Genomic DNA, 19936 nt, shown 5'->3' with positions numbered 1-19936 from the left:
GCGAAACCCGCCCGCGACGTGCGCGTCAGAATTTCAGGCGCGCGCTGATCGTGTAGGACCGACCGATCGGATCATAGGTGGTCGGCATGGTGTTGGCATTGTTGAACGCGGTGCCCGCGACGCCCGAACCGACCAGCGGCGGCTGCTTGTCGAGCAGATTCTCGACCAGCAGGTTGAGGCCGAAATTCTCCGACACGTCGAAGTTCAGCGCGAGGCTGAAATAGTCATAGGCCGCTATCCGGCGGAAGGCGGGAAGCACGCTGTTATACGCGCTCGCCGAACTGCCCGACTGCGGCGTGGTCAGCGGAACGGTGCCGGCGGCCGGGCCGATCGGCTCGAAATTGACGGCGCTCAGATGCGTCCAGAGCAGCGACGCCTCGAACGGGCCGGTCTCGTACGTGCCGCGTACATTCCATTTCCATTTCGGGCGGGCATTGGTGCAGCCCGTCGAATAAGCGCCCGAACATTCGCGCGTGATCGTGTTCGGCGTCGACTGGGTCCAGAAATAGTCGAGCCAGGTGCCGCTCATCCCTAGGGTGAAATTGCCCGGGTCGCCGCCCAGTATCTTCGCCAGGTCGAACCGGTATTGCGCCGACCAGTCGACGCCCCCCGTCCCCAGCCGGCCCAGGTTCGAGCTCGACAGCAGCACGCCGCCGGCATCGGTGCCGGTGGTGTTGAGCGTGCCGGTCACCGGGTTGCGCTGGATCAGCGCGCAAAAGGCATTGGGGGCCTGGCCGGGATTGAGCGAGACCGAATAGCAACCGTTCAGGATGTCGCTCTGCGTCGGCGCCGCGATCAGGTCGCTGATCCGGATCTTGAACCAGTCGATCGTGGCGGAGAAGCCGGGCAGGAAGCTCGGCGTCAGCACCGCGCCGACCGTCCAGGTCTTGGCGCGCTCCACGTCGAGATTGGGATTGCCCTGGGTGCTGATGTTGATCTGCCCCGATGCCGGCTGGCTGATCCCGCCATACACGCCGGTCGGCGCGCCTGTCGCGAGGCAGAGGACCTGGGGGGCGCTGGGCGTGGCGCCGGCGCAGGGATCGACGGTGAGGTTGCCGAGCGCGCGGACCGGCGACTGATAGAGTTCCTGGATGTTGGGCGAACGGACCGCGACCTGGTACATGGCGCGGACCTTGATGCCGTCGATCGGCTCGAGCGCGCCGCCCGCCTTCCAGGTCGTGCTGGCACCCGTCGTCGAATAATCCGAGTGACGTATGCCCGCCTCGATCGTCGCGGACTTGACGAAACCGTCTTCGATCAACGGCACGATCAGCTCGCCGAAGACCTCCTTCACCGTGTAGCCGCCCCGATCAGGCGGCGTGCGCGCGCCCGACCCCAGCACCTCGCCCTGGATCTGCGCGGACGCATCGGGGTTCGCCCGAGCGGAGATGTCGCGATATTCGGCGCCGATGGCGAATGCGATCGCGTTGCTCGCCAGCGGGCTGGTCAGCCCGAACAGGTCGCCGGAGATCGATCCCGTCACCACGCCGAGCTTCACGAGCCGGCGGACCTGCGAGTCGAGCGCGACGAATTCCAGCATCTGCGGCGTGATCGAGCCGAGCGGGCCGAACAGGTTGATCGGCACGCAATTGTTCGTGGTGTTCTGGCACACCGGATTTCCGGCAGCGTCGCGATAGGCCAGGATCGCCTGGGTGACGCGGCTTGCCGATCCCCAGTTCTTGCGAAGCTGGTTCTGGCTGGTCTCGCCATATTGACCCGACAGATCGAACTTGATCGTGTCGGTGATGTTGCCGCGCGCGCCAGCCTGCACCTGGAACATCGTCGATTCGTTGATGTTGAAGCGCGCGCCATATTCGCTGAAGCGCCGCGACGGGATGACGGTGACCGCGCGATAGCCCGGCGTGCCGACCCCGCCGATCACCGCCGCCGCCGCGTCGCAGGCGGCGGGCGCGATATTGTTGGCGGCGCAGAGCTGCGCCCGCGCGCCGGCGGGCAGATAGGGATTGTTGAGTGGCAGCGAGTAGGCGGTGCTGAACGTGCCCGTCGAGTTCAGCGACAGCCGCGTCTTGTTGCGCGAGAACATGCCGGTCGCATAGACCTCGATCCCGTCGCTCACTTCGTAGCGCGCTGCGGCATAGGCGCTGACGCTTTCCAGCGGCGTCTGCAGATAGCTGCCGACATTGGTCGTCGCCGCATCCTCCTGCGTCGCGGCGCGGAAGAAGCCCGTCCTGGGATCGATCACCGCGCCCAGTCCGGTATTGGGCAGACCGTTGGGCGCGACCGCGCTGGCCAGCGGCGACTGGAAGATGGCGGGCACGGTCAGCGTGGAGTTGCTGGGCAGGCCATTCACCGAGCTGATCGGGAAATGCGAGAAATCGCGGTCGATGGAATCGAGCGCGTCGCGCTTGGCGTAGGACAGGCCGAGCACGACATTGCCGCGATTCTCGTCCAGATTGGCGCCCATCAGCAGGTCGGTGCGCGTCCGCATCGCATCGCCGCGTTCGGAGATGCGATAGTTGGAGGTCAGGCTGAATCCCGAGAAATTTCGCCTGGTGATGAAGTTCACGACGCCCGCGACCGCATCCGCGCCATAGACGGACGATGCGCCGCCAGTGACGACGTCGACCCGCTCGACCAGGCCGACCGGAACCACGTTCAGGTTGACGACCCCGTCCAGGCCGAAGGGCGTAAGGCGGCGGCCATCGAGAATGACGAGCGTACGGTTGTCGCCCAGGCCGCGCAGATCGACCGTCGCCGATCCGTTGCCGCCATTGTTGACGCCCGAACCAAGCGAGGGCCGCACTGCGGGCAGATCGCGGATCAGTTCCTCGGTGGAGTTGGGCTGGCGCAGCGCGATCTCCTTTGCGCTGATCACGTTGACCGGGCTGGAGGTCTCCAGGTCGGCGCGCGAGATGCGCGATCCGGTGACCACGATCGCACCGTCGTCGGCCGGCTCGGCCGCTTCCTGCGGCACTGTCTGCGCCAGGACGGGCATTGCCAGCATCGTGCTGCCGATCAGCAGCGATTTGATCACCATGCGTGAACGATCGAACGATTTCATCACGAGACTCCCCCGGTCCAAGCGGCCGCCAAGATTTTTCGGTCAGGGTGCGGGCGGGATCGCCGGCAGCGGCGCACGACGCGCTCCGCCACGGCACTACCCGGTGCTCCTCCTCACCGGCCCATGGGAGGGTTCGCCCCTCCTCCCGACCGGATACAACATTTGTTGCATACTAGATGATTCGATGCAACATATGTTTTTATGGCCTGTTCGCTGCACGCGATTGACCTGTCGCCATTGCAGAGTCGACGCGCGGTCCACAAAGCTGGTCCGTTCGCTCTCACTCAGGAATTTGGAAGACTGGACTGCCCGCGATGACTGGTCCGGTTGCATAGTTAGTTGATGCGTGCCTTAGATGCCAGCCTGGGCGGGAGGCGGAGCTCGGTCGCCCACGGCCCGAGCTTCGGCAGCGGCTGAACACTTCGCTCGTATGAGAACGCCGCTTCGCCCGACCGCACCACCTTGCGCACCGTGTTCCGCGACACGCCGAGGTCCCGCACGATCTCCTTGATCGACTTGCCCTTGACGAAAAACTCGCGCCGGATCCGCGCCACCGTTTCCACGACCAGCATCTCCCGATCGCCCCCGCCAAAGCGAGGACGCTGAACCGCTTCCGATCAGGGGGTCAAATTGCACGCCGACCAGCCCCCACAGGGGTCAATATTCCACGCCGATTCACACCCGGATCGCGTCCGGGCGCTCTCTCAGCATCTCGCTGGTAAACAGGACTGCCTGCCGCCGCGCATCCTCAGTACTTTCGAGCTCGAAAGGGTCGCCGTCGGGACCTCCGGCATTGCTCGTCGTACGAAGATAATAAAGTGCCATTGCCTCCCAATCGTTTCATTGCATTTTGGTTGCCATCGGTTGCGACGCGTAATGAACCGGTTTTCTCAAACCTGCCCTGCGTTGATGGTAGTTCAGCAAATGACCAAAACGCCGTTGACGATTGGCTGGGTGACAGCCCGGCGGAAGGTGGGCCCTCGAGAGTTTCGACGTCATAGCGCGATCAGGCCCAATATCATAAGGCTGATTGCCCTCTAACCATTTTTGGACAGGTTCTCGCCGCGTCGCCAGCGAACAGGGCATCATCACCGTTCGATTGCTCATTGCTCCGCCGCCTCTGCCGTTCCCCGCCCACTGCACTGATAATGGACGGGGCGCGGGACGAACTTAGCGTGAAGGAACAGTCATCCCGGCAGCGCCTGATGGTGGATCGCATCCCCTGTTCTGGCATGAGCGATCCTCACCCGTCGTTCACGGACCATCCTCACTGCCTTAAACATGAACTCGCGGCTGAACGTCCTTCTTTACATTGTGCACCTTCGATAGGTGGAATCACCCTTTTCAATCTACGCCAAACCGGCAGCAGGCGAAGCCGCCCAGGCTCGCCCGGAACTCGCACGCCGCTCACCAGTTCTGAAACAAATCCTGAGGAGCCCCGATGACCGAGCCGGAAATCCCGACCCAATTGCTCATCCAGTCGAACAAGGCTGACTCGATGGCGGTGAAGACGCGCGATGGCGACAAGCTGGGCACGGTCCACGCGTATATGATCAACAAGCACAGCGGGCATACTGCCTATGCTGTCCTGTCAATCGGAGGATTCTTGGGATTGGGGAAAGCCTATTATCCCCTTCCATTCAGGCTGCTCGCCTTTGAGCCGACGTCCGATTCCTACGTCGTTACGATCGATCGGCGCGTCCTTGAAGGAGGTCCGAGTTGGGCCTCCAATCCGCCAATTTTCGACCAGGCTTATGCTGATCGTGTCGCCAGCTATTACGAGGTTACGAAAGAAGACCTCACCCTCGGCGGGATACCTGCCAGTCCGGTCAGTTGAACTAGGGTACAGGATTCGAACCGCTTCCCGGCGCGGCACGCGAGATCCAGAGACGCTCTCTTTGGATATCGAAGGTCATGACCCAGTTTCGAAGCACCGGCATTCCGATATTCCCTTCGATGACCATCTCACGTACACGCCCGACTGTCGGCATCGCGATGTCCCGCTTCCCCTGGAGGAGCGTCACGTTCGGCGTCTCGACGCCCGGTTCGATGGCGAAGGCGGCTGCGGACGAGGGCGGCAATTGCAAGGCCGCGTCGCTTCCCGAGTCGATCTGCATCCAGAGATCACCCGGCGCCGTGTTGACAGATCGAACGGCAGGCCGCGCGGCCCCGTCCGCCGCCGTTCACTGCAGTGGCCAGTGCTCGTATGAGGCGCCCAGCCAAGCCACAGGATTTAAAGAGTTGCGCCGGAATGTCGGCTCAATCTGGATAAGAGCTCGCGCACGTGCGATGTATCGCCGTAGCTCTGACAACATCGGCAGGGCCATGCCCCTTAAAAGCCGGCCTCGACCGCAAGCCGGATCGCATCGGCCGTCGTCTCGACGCCAAGCGCGCGTAGAAGGGCCGCGCGGTGCATCTTGATCGTCCTCTCCGACAGGGAAAGCGTGAAAGCGATCTGCTTGTTGAGCTGTCCGCCTGCCATCAGCTTCAGAACCTCTCGCTGGCGCGGCGAAAGTGCCTCGATCTGGGCGCGCGCGCGCTTGGTCCGTCCTCCGACCGCCTCGCCTGCCTCGTCGACCTCAATCTGCGAGCCGAGGAAATATTCAAGAGTGCCGCCGGTTCCAAAGATGGGTGCCACCAGCACGGCATTGCGGAAGGGTGTTCCGTCCTTCCGGTAGTTGCGGATTTCCACCAGAGCTGGCCTTTGCTCCAGGATGGCGGCCCGCAATGTCTCGGTCAGTTCGGGTTCAGTGCCCGGTCCGGCGAGAAAGCGGCAATTGCGTCCAAGGATTTCCTCCGGGGAATAGCCGGTTAGCGCCGAGAACGCAGCATTGCACTCGACGATAGGATTATCAGGCTGGCGCGGGTCGCTAATCACCGCGGCAATCGGGCTAGCCGCGATCATTGTCGTCAATGACATATTGTCGGCCTGCTCGCCCCTGGATGCCCCAAGGGACATGTTGCGACACTTCCCCTCGCTCATGCAAGCCTGCGTCGATGACTATTGCGACGAACCGGAAAAAATTGCGTATGACGCCTCACATATCGACGGCACTGACATCGTTATGGGAGGAGGTCGGAAATTGTCCGTGCCACCTGCGTGATCGCGAGACCATGGTCTGATGCGGGTTGCGATCATTGGAGCAGGTATTGCGGGGCTTGCATGCGCGCGGCAGCTGCGCGACGCAGGTTTGGAAACGACGCTTTTCGACAAATCCCGCGGCATCGGGGGCCGTCTCGCGACTCGCCGCGCGCATGTTGCCGGCTCCGACGCCGCATTCGATCATGGCACCACGCATTTCACAGCGCGCTCCGAAGGCTTTACGAGGCTTGTTGCGGCGTGGGAAATGGCAGGTCTCGCGGCGCGCTGGCCGGTTGCAGGGGAGGACAGCTGGGTCGGCACTCCGACAATGACTGCGCCGTTGAAGGCCCTAGCAGCAGATCTCGACGTCCGCCTGTCGCGACCGGTGACCGCTCTGACGCGAACCCACACCGGCTGGACGCTCCATAGCGAGGCCAAGCACCTGGGCAAATATGATGCGGCGGTGATCGCTATCCCGGCCGAGCAGGCAGCCCCCCTTCTCTCGCTCCATGATTTCGAAATGGCGCGCGCCGCGATGTCGATCCGCTATAATCCTTGCTGGACCGCGATGTTCGCTTTCGAGGAGCGCATCGATGAGCTCCCGGATTTTGTCCGCGGTGCCGGGTTCCTCGTGGCCGCCGCGCGCGACAGCGCAAAGCCTGGGCGAGCGCCCGGCGAGCGGTGGGTGGCACAGGCCGACTGGAACTGGTCACAGGCCCATCTTGCCTCCGATGGCGCAAGCGTGGCGCCATCGCTCCTCGCCGAGCTTGGCAAGGCCGCAGGCCGCGAACTGCCTCCACCGAGCCATGTTTCCGCCCACCGCTGGCTGTTTGCGCAGCCGTCCGGGCAGAATCTGAAGCTGCTCTGGAACCCGGACATCGGTCTCGGCGCATGCGGCGACTGGCTCTATCACGGCTTTGCCGAATATGCGTGGATCTCGGGCGATGTTCTCGGCGCGGCGATCGCGGCAGGGGCAAGGCGATGACGCGCGCGATCGTTGTCGGAGCCGGCATCGGCGGCCTCGCCCTCGCCATCCGTCTACAGTCGGCGGGCCTCGATACGCTGCTCGTGGAAGCGCGCGACCGAGCGGGTGGCCGCGCCTATGTCTTCGAGATGGACGGTTTCACTTTCGATGCCGGGCCAACGGTGATCACCGATCCGGCCTGCCTTGCCGAGCTCTGGGAACTCAGCGGCCAGCGGCTCAAGCGCGATGTCGATCTCGTTCCGGTCTCCCCCTTCTACCGGCTGAGCTGGCCCGATGGATCGACCTTCGATTATGGCAATGACAAGACGTCGCTCCGCCGCCAGATCGCGGCGCTCGATCCCGCCGATGTGGCAGGATATGAGCGCTTTCTCGGCTATTCCGCCTCGGTTTACGAGGAAGGCTATGTCAAGCTCGGGGCGGTGCCCTTTCTCGACTTTCGCTCGATGCTGAAGGCGGCGCCTGCGCTCCTGCGTCACCGTGCCTGGCGCTCGGTCTATAAATCCGTCTCCGGCTATGTGCGCAGCGAGAAGCTGCGCGAGGCGCTATCCTTCCATACCTTGCTCGTCGGCGGCAACCCGATGGCGACAAGCAGCATCTATGCGCTCATCCATAAGCTCGAGCAGGATGGCGGCGTCTGGTACGCGCGCGGCGGCACCAACCGGCTCGTTGCCGGCATGGCCGCGCTGTTCGCGCGCCTCGGCGGAACATTGAGGCTCGGCGATCCGGTCGCCCGCATCGAAACCGAAGGCGACCGCGTCACGGGCGTATCGACGCGGAGCGGCTTCACCGCGCGCGCCGATCTCGTCGCCTCGAACGCCGATCTTATGCACAGCTACCGCGACCTTCTCGCGCACCCGCGCGGGGCGCGTGAGGCGGAGCGCCTTTCGCGCAAGAGCTGGTCGCCGAGCCTCTTTGTCCTCCATCTGGGGGTCCGTGGCAGCTTCCCTGCGATACCCCATCATATGATCCTGTTCGGTCCGCGCTATCGCGGCCTTCTCGACGATATCTACCGGAATGGTACGCTCGCCGATGACTTCTCGCTCTATCTCCATCATCCGAGCGCAAGTGACCCGGGCGTCGCTCCCGAGGGTCACAGCAGCTTTTATGTGCTTGCGCCGGTGCCCCATCGCGGTCACGCCCCGCTCGACTGGGCGGTCGAAGGACCGAAATTGGCACAGCGCGTCATCGCCGAGATCGAGCGGCGCCTGATCCCGGACCTCGGCGAGCGGATCGTCACGCGGTTCCATTATGCGCCGCCCGATTTCGAACGGGACCTTGCAGCGCATCTCGGAAGCGCCTTCAGCCTCACGCCGACGCTGCTGCAGAGCGCCTATTTTCGCGGTCACAACCGCGACGCGCGCATCGCGAACCTCTATTTCACCGGAGCAGGCACGCATCCCGGCGCGGGAATTCCGGGCGTCGTCGCGAGCGCCAAGGCGACAGCGCGTCTCATTCTTGGGGATTTCGGCGTCGGGATCGCAGCTGGCCGCAACCCAGGCGGGCGCCACCCACAATTCTCCGGGCCTGATGACGAGGCGGACGAAGCCATGCCCGGTTGATCGGACCCGAATTTCGGTTCTGCCGGCGGCCAGCACCTTGCGACCTACGTCTGGCCGCGGCGGGGGGCGGTGATTTCTCATCTTCGCGCGGCGAGACGCGATGTCGCAACGCCCAATCCTCCCATTATTCAAGCTCTTCGGCGCGGCTCTTCATCGCTCCGACGTCTCGAATGATCATCTTCAGCCCCAGGGCAATACCCGTCAAAAGGTGACCACAGCCATGCCACCCGCCATCTTGTGGCTCCGTCAAGACCTGCGCACAACCGACCATCCTGCGCTGCTCGCGGCGATCGCCGAAGGTCCCGTCATTCCACTCTATATATTGGATGACGAGGATCGGGGATCGCGAGCGATCGGCGGCGCGCAGCGCTGGTGGCTCCATCACAGTCTCGCCGCGCTCGACGCGAGCCTGCGAAAGCGTGGCAGCCGGCTCGTCCTGCGCCGCGGCCATGCCGCCGAAATACTCGAACGCGTCGCGGTGGAAGCCGGCGGCGCGACCGTTCACGCGACCCGCTGTTACGAACCTTGGTGGCGGCGCTGCGAGGAGGCGCTGGACGCCAGGCTTGAGCTGCGGCTTCACGACGGCAATTATCTTGCGCCACCCGAGAGCATCACCAATGCGCAAGGCTCCCGCTACCGCGTCTTCACGCCATGGTATCGCGCGCTTCTCGAGCGCATGCCGCCCGCCCTTCCCTACGCGGCACCCGCTCACATTCCGGCGCCCCGCATCTGGCCGGCGTCGGACAATCTCGCTGATTGGGGCCTGCCCCCGACCAGCCCCGACTGGGCCGCAGGATTTGGCGACTGGCGCCCGGGTGAAAAGGGTGCCTGGCGGGCGCTGCGCGACTGGCTGCCGCTTGCCGGCAACTATAAGGCCCGACGCGACTTTCCCTCGATCCCGGCGACGTCGCGGCTGTCGCCGCATCTTCATTTCGGCGAGATCAGCCCCCGGTCGATCTGGCATGCGCTGGGCCAGCCTGACGATGCGGGCGCCGAGACCTTTCGTTCGGAGCTTGGCTGGCGCGAACATGGCATCAATCTGCTCGACCAGATGTCCGAATATGGCGATCGGAACGGGCGCGCGAAGTTCGATAATTTCACCTGGCGAAGCGGACCGGAAGCCGACCGGGACTTTACCGCCTGGACCCGGGGGAAGACCGGCTACCCGGTGGTCGATGCCGGCATGCGCGAGCTGTGGCACACCGGCTGGATGCACAACCGCGTTCGGATGATCGCCGCCTCTTTCCTCGTCAAACATCTGCTGATCGACTGGCGTCGCGGTGAGCGCTGGTTCTGGGACACGTTGCTCGACGCCGATCTCGGTTCGAATGCGATGAACTGGCAATATGTCGCGGGCACCGGCGTCGATGCGCCGGTCTTTTCGCGCATCATGTCGCCGCTGCTCCAAAGCGACCGGTTCGCGATGGGAGATTATGTCCGTGCCTATGTTCCCGAACTCGCGCGACTTTCGGACGCCGAGATCACCGCCGCCCATGGTCAGGATGCGCGGGTGCCCGGTTATCCGGCACCGCTTATCGGGCATGAGGCGGCGCGGGCGCGGGCCCTCGCTGCCTGGGAAGCGCTGAGCGGCTAGCGAGCGAGGGGCGCGGCACCATTCGAAAGCGGAGCGTACCACTTCGTCCTGATTACAAGGCGGGCCTTCTCGAGCCACGGGTGAACTTGCGGCTGGAGCGGCGCGTACGCCAGACACTCCCTCAAATACCATGGAAGTCCCATCTCCCGGCTGCGTGGACGCTCAAGCCCACCAAGCCAATTTGCCGGCAACCGATCGGAGAGAGAGCTGTCCACGTCGCTGGCGACGAAAGGCCGCCCAGTGCGGTCCGTATCAGCCGCCCCAAAGGACAGGTCGCCCCGGCGGGATGGCACACCTAATTTCCCCCTTGTCCTATCCCCCCGGGACGAACATTCAAAAAGGAATGACCAATGGCTATTTCCCGAATCTCCCTTTCGATTGCTGCCGCGGCGCTCACGCTTGCCGGCGGCATTGCGGCCGCCAGGAACCCGATGGTCGGCGGCGCGGCGATGCTCGAGACCAAGACCATCGTTGAGAATGCCGCCAATTCAAAAGATCACGCGACGCTGGTCGCGGCCGTAAAGGCGGCAGGCCTTGTCGAGACTCTCTCGGGCGCCGGGCCGTTCACGGTCTTTGCGCCGACCAACGCCGCCTTTGCCAAGCTACCCACCGGCACCGTCGACACGTTGCTCAAGCCCGAGAACAAGGCGATGCTGACGGGCATCCTGACCTATCACGTCGTACCGGGCCGCCTGACCGCGACCGATATTGCCGCACAGGCCGGGGCCAATGGCGGCAGGGCCATTCTCACAACGGTGCAGGGCGCCAAGCTCACCGTCTGGGAGAAGGGTGGCAGCTGGTATGTCAGCGACGCCAAGGGAGGCACGGCAAAAATCGGTCCCGCGGACGTAATTCAGTCGAACGGGGTGATCCACGTCGTCGACGGCGTGCTGCTTCCCGCCTGATGATCTGCTGGAGCTGCGCGGCGCTTGTTGGCGCGCAGCTCCGATAAAGGAGCCTAGCAAAGCCATCCCGAACTCACCTGTCACGAGAGAGGCGAGCATGTCGATCCCGCGTCTTCCTCGACCCGATCCCGGGACTGAACACCCAGGCGGCCCCATAAGCCTTGGCATGTGCGGCGCCATTTGGTCGCAATGGTCACGCTCTCAAGCGAATGATAGGAAGGATGGGGGGTAACCAGTGGCGATGACAGTGCGTAGATTTGCAATCGGCATTGCGCTGACGGTCGCTATTCTAGCCTTTGCTGGTTGGCTATTCTGGCCGCGTCCCGCCGCAGTGGACCTAATCGAGATCAAGCGTGCGCCTGCGGTCCGGACGCTTGCCGTCAATGGCACGATCCGACCTCGCCTCTCGGTCGAGGTGCAAGCGCCAGTGGCGGGAACGCTGACGGCGCTTCCCTATGATGTGGGCGCGCAGGTAACCGCCGGCGAATTGCTCGCGCGCGTCGACGATGCGCCGCAGCGCGCCGCGATATCCGAAGCGGTCGCCTCTGTCGCGGCGCAGGAGGCGACGCTTGCCCAGGCACGACGCGACCTCGCCCGGTACGAGAAGCTCGGGCAGTTCGTCACCCGTCAGCGCAGCGAAGAGGCCCGCCTGGCGGTCGATCAGGGCGCCCAGGAACTGGCGCGCCGCCGCGCCGTCGTCGTGCAGGCGCGAGAAGTGCAGCAGCGGTACGAAATTCGTGCGCCGTTTTCGGGCGTCATTCTCGAGCGGCCAGTCGATCCCGGCCAGACGATTGGGGTCAGCACCGTGCTCTATCGGCTGGCAGACCTCTCCGCTCCGGAGATCACCACAGAGGTGGACGAATCCTACGCCGCGGCGCTCCGCGTCGGCGGAGAGGCGTTGCTCACCTTGCCGGGCCGCGCCCAATCGCTTCGCGCGACAATTGTCCATGTCGAACCCCGGGTCGATCCCGCGACGGGAGCGCGTGAAGTGCGGCTCCGCGCCGCGCAGCCGCTGGATGGGCTGCCTTCGGGAGTGACGGTTTCGGTAAACCTGATCATCGAGCGGGAAAAGGCTGCGATCAGCATCCCGCGCAGTGCCATATTGCGGCCGGACAGCAATCCCGCACTGCGTGTGGTCGATCGTGACGGCACTGTCAGCGAACGGGGCATCCGTTTCATCGACTGGCCCGCGGAAACGGTGACGGTGACCGGCGGACTTGAGCCTGGTATGCGCGTCCTGGCGGATCCACAAGCCGCCGCTCCCGGCACACGCGTGCAATCCCGCCGCTAGGGATGCGGTACGCGGCCAAGCTCGCCCTGCGGCATTTGCTGTCCAGTCCAGGGCAGACCGCGTTGCTGGTGACGGGCGTCGCGCTGGGCGTGGCGGTGTTTATCTTCATGAGCGCGCTGATCGGCGGGCTGGCGACGCTACTGACCCAGCGAACCGTTGGCAGCATCCCGCATGTCACGCTGGAGATGCGGGAACGCGATCCGCGTCCTGTGCAATTGCCGGGCACGCTCCAGCGCGTCATCCAGAAGGACCTGAGCCGCCGCGAGCAGATCGCGGTGTGGGAACCCTTCGTGCCGGTGATCGAGCGGACGCCTGGCGTCATCGGCATTTCTGCCCAAATCCGCGGAAGTGCCTTTGTCGAGCGGGGACAGGCGATCGCGCCGGTTGGCGTGATCGGCGTGACGCCGGGCAACCTCTCCGTGATCGCGAACGTCCGCGCGGCGGTGGTGAGCGGCGATGCCAGCCTTCCGGTGGACGGTATCCTGATCGGGCGGACGCTGGCCGATGATTTGGGCGTCCGCGTCGGTCAGGTGCTGCGGCTGGTCTCCGACCGGGGACGCCAGCGCAGCTTCCGCATCGGCGGCATCTTCTCGCTCGGCATCGCCAGCGCGGATCGACAGGCTGTTTATATGAACTTCCGGGCGGCCCGCGCCCTGTTCGACCTGCCGACGGGGGTTTCACGCATCGAAGTAAAAGTGGCGCCGGTGGCCGATGCCCCGCGCATCGCTGAAAGGCTGCGCCGCGCGACCGGCCTCAAGGTCACATCGTGGAACGAGGAGAACGCCCAACTCTTCGAAGCGCTCGACGCCCAGGCACGGACAGGCACGATCATCCAGGCGTTCGCGCTGATCACCATCGTGGTGGGCATCGCCAGCGCGATGCTGCTGTCGATCGTGCGCCGCCGCGCGGAGATCGGGATCATGCGCGCGGTGGGCGCCAGCAAGCGGCTGGTGACGACGGTTTTCATGATTGAAGGAACGCTGATCGGTGCGTGTGGAGCGATTGGCGGAGCGCTGCTGGCCTGGGCGGCGCTGACGCCCTTTCCCCCGCTCGGCGAAGTGACGGGAGGCGGCCTGCCCATCGACAGCGGCCAGGGGCAGTTCCTGCTCGCGGTGCTGCTGACGACTGCCGCTGCGGCGCTTGCATCGATTCTCCCGGCCCGCCGTGCGGCGAGCGTCGACCCGGTCGAGGCGATCGGACAATGACTGCGCCGCCGCTGATGTCGGCCCGCGGGCTGGAGAAGACCTTTGGCGAAGGCGAAGCGAGCGCGAAGGTGCTGCACGGAATCGACCTCGACCTGGCGCCGGGCGAACTTGCGGCACTGGTCGGCCCCTCCGGATCGGGCAAGAGCACGCTGCTGACAATCCTGGGCACGTTGCTCAAGCCGAGCGCAGGTACCCATCACATGCTCGAGATGGACCTCACAGAGGCAAGCGAGGCGGAGCGGACGCGTTTCCGCAACAGGAATATCGGCTTCGTGTTCCAGTTCCATCATCTGCTGCCGGACCTCACCGCGCTGGAAAATGTGATGATGCCGGCGGCGGCGGCTGCCGGCCGCGAGACGGCGGCGATGCGCGAGCGCGCCGCCGAATTGCTCGATGCGGTGGGTCTGGCGGATCGCAGGGGCTATCGCCCCTCCGCGATGTCGGGGGGGCAGCGCCAGCGCGTGGCCGTGGCGCGCGCGCTGATGAATCGTCCCGCGCTCGTCCTCGCGGACGAGCCCACCGGAAATCTGGACCGTCAGTCCGCCGATCAGGTGATGGCATTGATCGTGCAGATCAACCAGACGACGGGATGCTGTTTCCTGATCTCGACGCACGACGAGCATATATCCGCCCGCTGCCGCCGGCGGATCGAACTGTTCGATGGCCGGCTAGTGGGTCAGGATGACCGCTTCAGTCCGGGAAGTTGACCGAACGGTGCCGCGACACTGTTGGCCGATGCCGTGCTCGCGCCAATGGCAACTTGCGATCCTGAAAGTTGCCTGTCTCCCAACGACCAGATGGCAACGTTCCAAGACTTTAGCGAGAACGGCTACTCTGAGTGAAACCCGCAATAGCCGACCCACTGATTTTCTTGAATGCTCGGCGCAAGCCGTCAGTCCGCTGATCAGAGGCGCTGACGACGCGCGGAGCGTAAGGTGTGGGGTGGAAAGCAGACGGCCCTCTTTCGCCTTTGGGCTCAGCCTTTTTCGATGGCCCGAATGAGAGTGGTCGACGATCTGCAGATATATGCTCGAACGCGAGATATTGGGCTGCTTGGCAAACTTCGAGCCGCCCCGGCGGCAGATGAGCGAGCCATCATGGCGCGAACCGGAAGCGTAAGCACCCGCTTATCGTCGCTCCCGTAAGCGTCGGGCCTATTCGTTGGTGCGGCCCGTCAGGCCAGATAGGGCTGGCCAGCAGCTGGCTGGAGATCGTTCCCCCATATCTTCACCCGGCCGGTCGCTGGCATCACTTCCAAAGGAAACCGCTGCCATGACCGCGCCTACCACCAAGAGAAACTGGGACCCCGTGGTGAAGTTGACCCACTGGACGATTGTTCTGGCCATCCTCGCCAACGCCCTGCTTACTGAGGAAGGCAGCGCCGCCCACGTGTGGGTGGGCTATGCGCTTGCGGCGATACTGGCGCTGCGCCTTTTGTGGGGCATGATCGGCCCGGCGGAGGCGCGCTTTACCGCCTTCCCGCCCAATCCGGCCCGCGCGCTCCGCCATGTGAGCGAAATCCGCCGGGGCGAGAAGACGGAACACGCCAGCCACAACCCCTTGGGCGCGCTGATGGTCTATGCCATCTGGTCGTGCCTGGGCGTGATCATCGCCACCGGCATCGCCATGGCTGGCTTACCCCCGCAGGGCGAGGACCACGAAGAAGGCCGTCCAGCTGCCCATGCCTCTGCCGAATATCGCGAGGAGCGTGAAGGGGCCGGGGAGACCGAAGAAGCCCGCGAAGGTGGCGAAAATCATGAGGAAGGCGGAATGGGGGAACTGCACGAAATCGCGGTGAACCTGCTCTACATACTGATCGTGCTGCATATCGCTGGCGTGGTCTTTGAAATCCGGCGCAGCGGGCGACAGGTAGTACTGGCGATGCTTCCTCGCCGCCGGTAAACTGGATCCATGAAGGGGCGCGCGCGCAAGCTGGAACACCGAGCCACTGCGATGGCCATCGTCGTGACCATGCAGGCACTCGCGGCCGCCTTCTTCTTGGCCGATCTGGTGGCGGACTTGGCCAGCGAACGAGCCAATAGCCATCTGATCGTGGAAGGGATCGCAGCCGTAGCCCTGCTGATATCGGTGGTGCTGGGCGCAAACCAGATCCGCCATCTGATCGCTGCCGCCCGGGCGGACGAGGCTGCCGTGGCGGTCGCCCGTGGCGCGCTTGCCAAGTTGGTCCAACTGCGTTTTGTCCAATGGCAATTGACCCCGGCTGAGGCGGATGTGGCGCTGTTCGCCCTTAAGGGCTGTGACGTGGCCGAGATTGCCACCTTGCGCGGCGCGGCGGCGGGCACGGTACGGGCGCAACTGGCGCGCATCTATAATAAGGCCGGCGTCACATCGCACACCGCGTTGCTGGCGCTATTCGTGGATGAACTGATCGATACATCGCTGCTGCAGACGGGGGGGCCCGAGGGGGAGAACGGCGCATGAGACCGCATACCGAACAGCATTTGGTATCCCGCATTGGCTGGCTGCGCGCCGCCGTGCTGGGGGCGAACGATGGCATCGTGTCCACCGCCAGCCTGATCCTGGGCGTGGCGGCATCAGGGGCGGACCGCCCGGCAATCCTGGTGGCGGGCGTCGCCGGGCTGGTGGCAGGGGCCATGTCAATGGCGGCGGGCGAGTACGTCTCGGTCAGCTCGCAATCGGATACCGAGCAATCGGACATTGCGCGCGAGAAGGAGGAGCTGGCCAGCGGGCCTGAGGCCGAACTGGCCGAACTGGCGGGGATTTACGGGCGCCGCGGCGTCGATCCGGAAACCGCCCTAAAGGTGGCCCAGCAGATGACCGCCTTCGATGCGTTGGGCAGCCATACGCGCGACGAACTGCACATCACCGCAATCACCGAGGCTCGCCCGGTGCTGGCTGCCTTCACCTCTGCCGGCACTTTCACCGCCGGGGCCGCCCTGCCGCTGGCGCTGGCGGCGCTGCTGCCGATGGGGCTGGTGGTGCCTGGGCAGGCCGTGGGATCGATCTTTTTCCTCGCCCTGCTCGGGGCGGTGGGGGCCAAGGCCGGCGGCGCCAAGCTGCTGAGTCCGGTGGCCCGCGTGGTCTTCTGGGGGGCGTTGGCGATGGGGCTTACAGCCGCGATTGGGAGCCTTGTCGGGACGAGCTTGTGAAAGGCCGTGGAACGGCTGCAAGGGCGTCGGCAACGGATTGCCAAGTTTTGAGCTCGAGCCAGGAAGGCTGTCGTAGCGAAGTCCACTAGGTCGTAGACTCATAAGCCCGCAGCCACAGGCGCATTGAGGCGAGTTGGACCATGGCGAAGAAGTTGGCGGCGAGCTTGTCGTAGCGGGTGGCGACCCGGCGGAAGTGCTTGAGCTTAGCGAAGAAGCGCTCGATGAGATTGCGCTCGCGGTAGAGGCGCTTGCTGAAGCAGGGCTTCCACCGGCGGTTGCTCTTCGGCGGGATGTTGGGTGTGGCACCCTGGTCCTGGATCAGCTCGCGGATGCGGTCGGCGTCGTAGGCCTTGTCGGCCAGCACGATGGTGCGTGGCCAAAGATGATCGAGCAGGCTATCGGCGATCTGCCCATCGTGCGCCTGCCCTGCGGTCAGGCCAAGCCGGATCGGGAGGCCTTGCGCATCAACGACGACGTGGATCTTGGTCGTGAGCCCACCGCGTGATCGACCGAGACAGTGATCCGCACCCCCTTTTTTGCCGTCGCGGCCTGCTGGTGGGCGCGAATGGAGGTGCTGTCGATCATCTGGATGTCGCCATCATGCGCGGCGGTGATGGCGTCCATCAGCCGATCCCATACGCCTGCCTTTCGCCATCGCACGAAGCGGTTGTAGCAGGTGGTGCGCGGGCCGTATCGTTCCGGCAGGTCGCGCCACGGCGCCCCGGAACGCAGCACCCAGAAGATGCCGTTCAGCACACGGCGATCATCGACACGCGGCACGCCTCGCGGCTTGTTGGGCAATAGCGGCTCGATCACGCGCCACTCGAAGTCGGTCAGATCATATCGGCTCATGCGGAGCCTGAATCACAGGGCCTCGCACGAGGAAAGCTTAATCGAACTCGCAGCTATTGATCTTGACGATCCAGTCAGCGTCCAAGTTTAGCAGGGCCTCAGCGACATCGATATGCCCCTTGGCAACGGCTTGCGCCGCTGCTGCCGATAGGAGCATCGACTGATCCCAAGCCTCGTTCCGGTGGACGGCTACATTCTCGACAAGTTGGGTGATCGCGCGATGATAAGCATCCGCGTACGGCTCGGGGATGTCGGGCCCATGGCCAGTCTGCCGAGCCACCTCGACCGCGGTCGGCAGTTGGAAAAATGCGAAGTCAACAGGCCCACTTGCTTCGCTTGCCATCCGCACGATGTGGGGAACGGCGGCGTAGGAAGCGGTGTAAACGTCGCCCTGGTGGCATAGGCTAGACCAGAGACTGAACCATGGCTCGTCCTGATAGCTCGACTTCGGACCAGTGGAGGAGGCCAGTGTCCGCAGCAGGTCGGGAATATCTGCGGCATCACCGTAGGCGTGCCGCAACTCGCTCCAACGAGGGTCATCAAGAGATAGCATCGTACTGACTTTTAGCGACCGCCGCGGCAGCATCAACCTGCCGCTGTCGATCCACGCTTTATGAGTTTACGACCTAGTCATTCGGCTGTGATCGACCACTTTCCGCCGTTCGATGATCCAAGCCGAGTGTCCGCTTGTGATGGAAACTGTCATCGAAGCGTCCAGACGCCTTCGCGATCCTCAATGGGCTGTGGCACGAGTGCATTCAATTCCGGAAAAGGAATGAGGGCCTAGCGCCGGGGTAGCACCGACTGGACCCAGCGCACCAGCGTAGCGCGGGCCATTAGCCCGGCCTGCCGACCCAGTTGGCGCCCGCCTTGAAAGAGTCCGAGCGTAGGGATCGAGCGGATGCCGAAGCGCGTGGCGAGCGCCTGTTCGGCATCGATGCAGTGCCGCGAATCGGTCGCGATCGGCGAGCCCAAACGGCCCCGGCCCGCCCGCAACCGGCGCGGGCATGTCGATGTGGCGCGAGAGCACCGCGCGGGCCTCGCTGAGCCAGAGATTGCGATCGGGGGCTGCACCGACGCGGCGACATGTCATGCGCCTGGCAGAACGCCATTCCATTTCCAAAGGCCGGGCCGACGCGCTGATCGCGGAAGTGCTGGCGAGCATCGCCGACTGGCCCGAGGTCGCGCGGACGAATGGCGTTACGCATTCCTCCAAGGAAATCCAGGATCGACTGGAAGAGATCGCGCGCGACTTCGAACACTGAAGTCCCGGCCGGACCTGTCGCGAGCAGGATCGACATGGAAGGACCGGCACCTGCCCACCCCTTCTGCGACCTGCAACAGGGACGATCGGGAAGCGCCCCCCGATGCGAGCTGCGCCATCACGCCCTCATCATGCGCGTCCATATCCCGCAGCGTCATTCGAACCATAGTCCAGGTGATCGCACCGCAAGCCGCCGCGACACTTTCACCAGTCGCTGAATGCGCAATCTTAAGCTGGGGGTCTCGACCCGCCAGCGTTCGGGATCGACCAGCGTCCCGAACAGCCCGCGCGCCATATCCTGGTGGCTTGCGCCGGCGGCCTGCGCGTCGCGGACGCGGAGTGCCATGATCCAACGCGGCGCCTTTGCCTCAGTCGTGCGCGGCCATGCAGCCTCAATGCCTTGATCGAGACGGGTCAACAAATGCAACGCAGCCAGGGCAGGTGCGAGCCGGGTCACCCCGACGAGCCTCCATGCAATCAACACCGGTCGTTCAAGGATACCGCCGCCGGCAAGATCGAACCTGAGCACACGAGAGCCGTCACCAATCCGGACATGCTCGACATGGCCGCGCCCGATGACCCGCAGCGCTGCTCCGACCGTCCGAAAATCGAAGGGAGCCTCGCCGGCCCGCGTCGCATCTCCTGGATCGACCACATCACCGGCAAGCACCGCGCAGTCCAGTTCCGAGCGCCAGATCGGCCGAGCGGCGCGCGCATCGAGCGATGGATCCTCGCAGACCACAAGCCCGTGCTGTGCCGCACGCCCGGCATCCCTCCATTGCTGACGATATAGCGGATCGCGACGCAACCATTCCCAAGCGAATGCCCCGCGATCCGCCATCTTCAGCCAGGCATAAGCCTGCGGGTCCCGCCAGTCGGGCACCGAAGCCTGGCCGACCACGCCGCCCGTTCCCGCTCAGCGCGCAAACAGAAGGCCGGGCGTGCCACCCGGATCGGGACGCGGAACGGAAGCGACTCGCTCGACCATATGCGCAGGAAGCATTGTCGCGGAGAACCAACGCCATCCGCACGTTCGCGCCTATTGA

Annotated in this window: 18 protein-coding genes and 2 pseudogenes; 12 read left to right on the top strand and 8 right to left on the bottom strand. The window is 64.6% G+C overall.

Annotated elements, in window-relative coordinates; all coding sequences use genetic code 11:
- Positions 1–25 precede the first annotated feature (25 nt).
- The 3 genes and pseudogenes from ACODTA_RS19505 to ACODTA_RS19495 all read right to left on the bottom strand — a co-directional run bounded on the left by ACODTA_RS19505 (position 26) and on the right by ACODTA_RS19495 (position 3847).
- Positions 26–3022: a TonB-dependent receptor plug domain-containing protein gene (locus ACODTA_RS19505; RefSeq protein ID WP_489067669.1), complete on the bottom strand. Its 2997-nt coding sequence runs from the start codon at positions 3020–3022 to the stop codon at positions 26–28.
- A 377-nt stretch (positions 3023–3399) separates the two neighbouring features.
- Positions 3400–3594 (bottom strand): annotated as a pseudogene (locus ACODTA_RS19500) (IS21 family transposase); the annotation flags it as partial.
- 103 nt (positions 3595–3697) lie between these two features.
- A complete protein-coding gene (locus ACODTA_RS19495) occupies positions 3698–3847 on the bottom strand; it encodes a hypothetical protein (protein ID WP_489067667.1) in 150 nt (49 codons plus the stop codon).
- 616 nt (positions 3848–4463) lie between these two features.
- Between ACODTA_RS19495 and ACODTA_RS19490 the strand changes: the two genes are divergently transcribed.
- On the top strand, positions 4464–4859 hold the full coding sequence (locus ACODTA_RS19490; RefSeq protein ID WP_489067665.1) for a PRC-barrel domain-containing protein: 396 nt from the start codon (positions 4464–4466) through the stop codon (positions 4857–4859).
- Between the two features lies 1 nt (position 4860).
- Here the strand turns inward: ACODTA_RS19490 and ACODTA_RS19485 are convergent, their stop codons facing one another.
- Positions 4861–5139 (bottom strand): hypothetical protein, encoded by a 279-nt coding sequence (locus ACODTA_RS19485; protein WP_489067663.1) that lies wholly within the window; start codon positions 5137–5139, stop codon positions 4861–4863.
- Positions 5140–5354: 215 nt separating this feature from the next.
- Positions 5355–5942, bottom strand: coding sequence for a PAS domain-containing protein (locus ACODTA_RS19480; protein ID WP_489067708.1), 588 nt, complete (start codon positions 5940–5942; stop codon positions 5355–5357).
- A 202-nt stretch (positions 5943–6144) separates the two neighbouring features.
- Here ACODTA_RS19480 and ACODTA_RS19475 point away from each other — a divergent pair, with 202 nt between their 5' ends.
- The 10 genes from ACODTA_RS19475 to ACODTA_RS19430 all read left to right on the top strand — a co-directional run bounded on the left by ACODTA_RS19475 (position 6145) and on the right by ACODTA_RS19430 (position 16774).
- Entirely contained in the window at positions 6145–7089 is a 945-nt protein-coding gene (locus ACODTA_RS19475) for an NAD(P)/FAD-dependent oxidoreductase (protein ID WP_489067661.1), read from the top strand.
- Positions 7086–8648 (top strand): phytoene desaturase, encoded by a 1563-nt coding sequence (locus ACODTA_RS19470; protein ID WP_489067659.1) that lies wholly within the window; start codon positions 7086–7088, stop codon positions 8646–8648. The genes ACODTA_RS19475 and ACODTA_RS19470 overlap by 4 nt, the downstream gene beginning before the upstream one ends.
- A 220-nt stretch (positions 8649–8868) precedes the next feature.
- Positions 8869–10242, top strand: coding sequence for a cryptochrome/photolyase family protein (locus tag ACODTA_RS19465; RefSeq protein WP_489067657.1), 1374 nt, complete (start codon positions 8869–8871; stop codon positions 10240–10242).
- Positions 10243–10592: 350 nt separating this feature from the next.
- Positions 10593–11147, top strand: coding sequence for a fasciclin domain-containing protein (locus tag ACODTA_RS19460; protein WP_489067655.1), 555 nt, complete (start codon positions 10593–10595; stop codon positions 11145–11147).
- A 331-nt stretch (positions 11148–11478) separates the two neighbouring features.
- On the top strand, positions 11479–12438 hold the full coding sequence (locus ACODTA_RS19455; protein ID WP_489067653.1) for an efflux RND transporter periplasmic adaptor subunit: 960 nt from the start codon (positions 11479–11481) through the stop codon (positions 12436–12438).
- A gap of 2 nt (positions 12439–12440) precedes the next feature.
- Positions 12441–13643, top strand: a complete 1203-nt coding sequence (locus ACODTA_RS19450) for an ABC transporter permease (RefSeq protein WP_489067651.1) — start codon at positions 12441–12443, stop codon at positions 13641–13643.
- Positions 13640–14350 (top strand): ABC transporter ATP-binding protein, encoded by a 711-nt coding sequence (locus ACODTA_RS19445; RefSeq protein ID WP_489067649.1) that lies wholly within the window; start codon positions 13640–13642, stop codon positions 14348–14350. Before ACODTA_RS19450 ends, ACODTA_RS19445 begins: the two co-directional genes overlap by 4 nt.
- Before the next feature lie 565 nt (positions 14351–14915).
- A complete protein-coding gene (locus tag ACODTA_RS19440) occupies positions 14916–15545 on the top strand; it encodes a cytochrome b/b6 domain-containing protein (protein WP_489067647.1) in 630 nt (209 codons plus the stop codon).
- Between the two features lie 51 nt (positions 15546–15596).
- Positions 15597–16085, top strand: a complete 489-nt coding sequence (locus tag ACODTA_RS19435; RefSeq protein WP_489067645.1) for a helix-turn-helix transcriptional regulator — start codon at positions 15597–15599, stop codon at positions 16083–16085.
- Positions 16082–16774, top strand: a complete 693-nt coding sequence (locus tag ACODTA_RS19430) for a VIT1/CCC1 transporter family protein (protein WP_489067643.1) — start codon at positions 16082–16084, stop codon at positions 16772–16774. The genes ACODTA_RS19435 and ACODTA_RS19430 overlap by 4 nt, the downstream gene beginning before the upstream one ends.
- A gap of 85 nt (positions 16775–16859) precedes the next feature.
- On the opposite strand, the pseudogene ACODTA_RS19425 reads toward ACODTA_RS19430, so the two are convergent.
- Positions 16860–17626: pseudogene (locus ACODTA_RS19425) on the bottom strand (IS5 family transposase).
- A 37-nt stretch (positions 17627–17663) separates the two neighbouring features.
- Entirely contained in the window at positions 17664–18179 is a 516-nt protein-coding gene (locus tag ACODTA_RS19420; protein ID WP_489067641.1) for a hypothetical protein, read from the bottom strand.
- A 538-nt stretch (positions 18180–18717) separates the two neighbouring features.
- Between ACODTA_RS19420 and ACODTA_RS19415 the strand changes: the two genes are divergently transcribed.
- On the top strand, positions 18718–18891 hold the full coding sequence (locus ACODTA_RS19415; RefSeq protein ID WP_489067639.1) for a hypothetical protein: 174 nt from the start codon (positions 18718–18720) through the stop codon (positions 18889–18891).
- Between the two features lie 153 nt (positions 18892–19044).
- Here ACODTA_RS19415 and ACODTA_RS19410 read toward each other — a convergent pair whose 3' ends face one another.
- On the bottom strand, positions 19045–19773 hold the full coding sequence (locus tag ACODTA_RS19410; RefSeq protein WP_489067706.1) for a transcriptional regulator domain-containing protein: 729 nt from the start codon (positions 19771–19773) through the stop codon (positions 19045–19047).
- Positions 19774–19936: the final 163 nt, after the last annotated feature.

The sequence above is a fragment of the Sphingomonas sp. FG14 genome (assembly GCF_057809675.1).
Note: the sequence above shows the minus strand (reverse complement) of the source record. Positions and strands in the feature narration are given on the sequence as shown.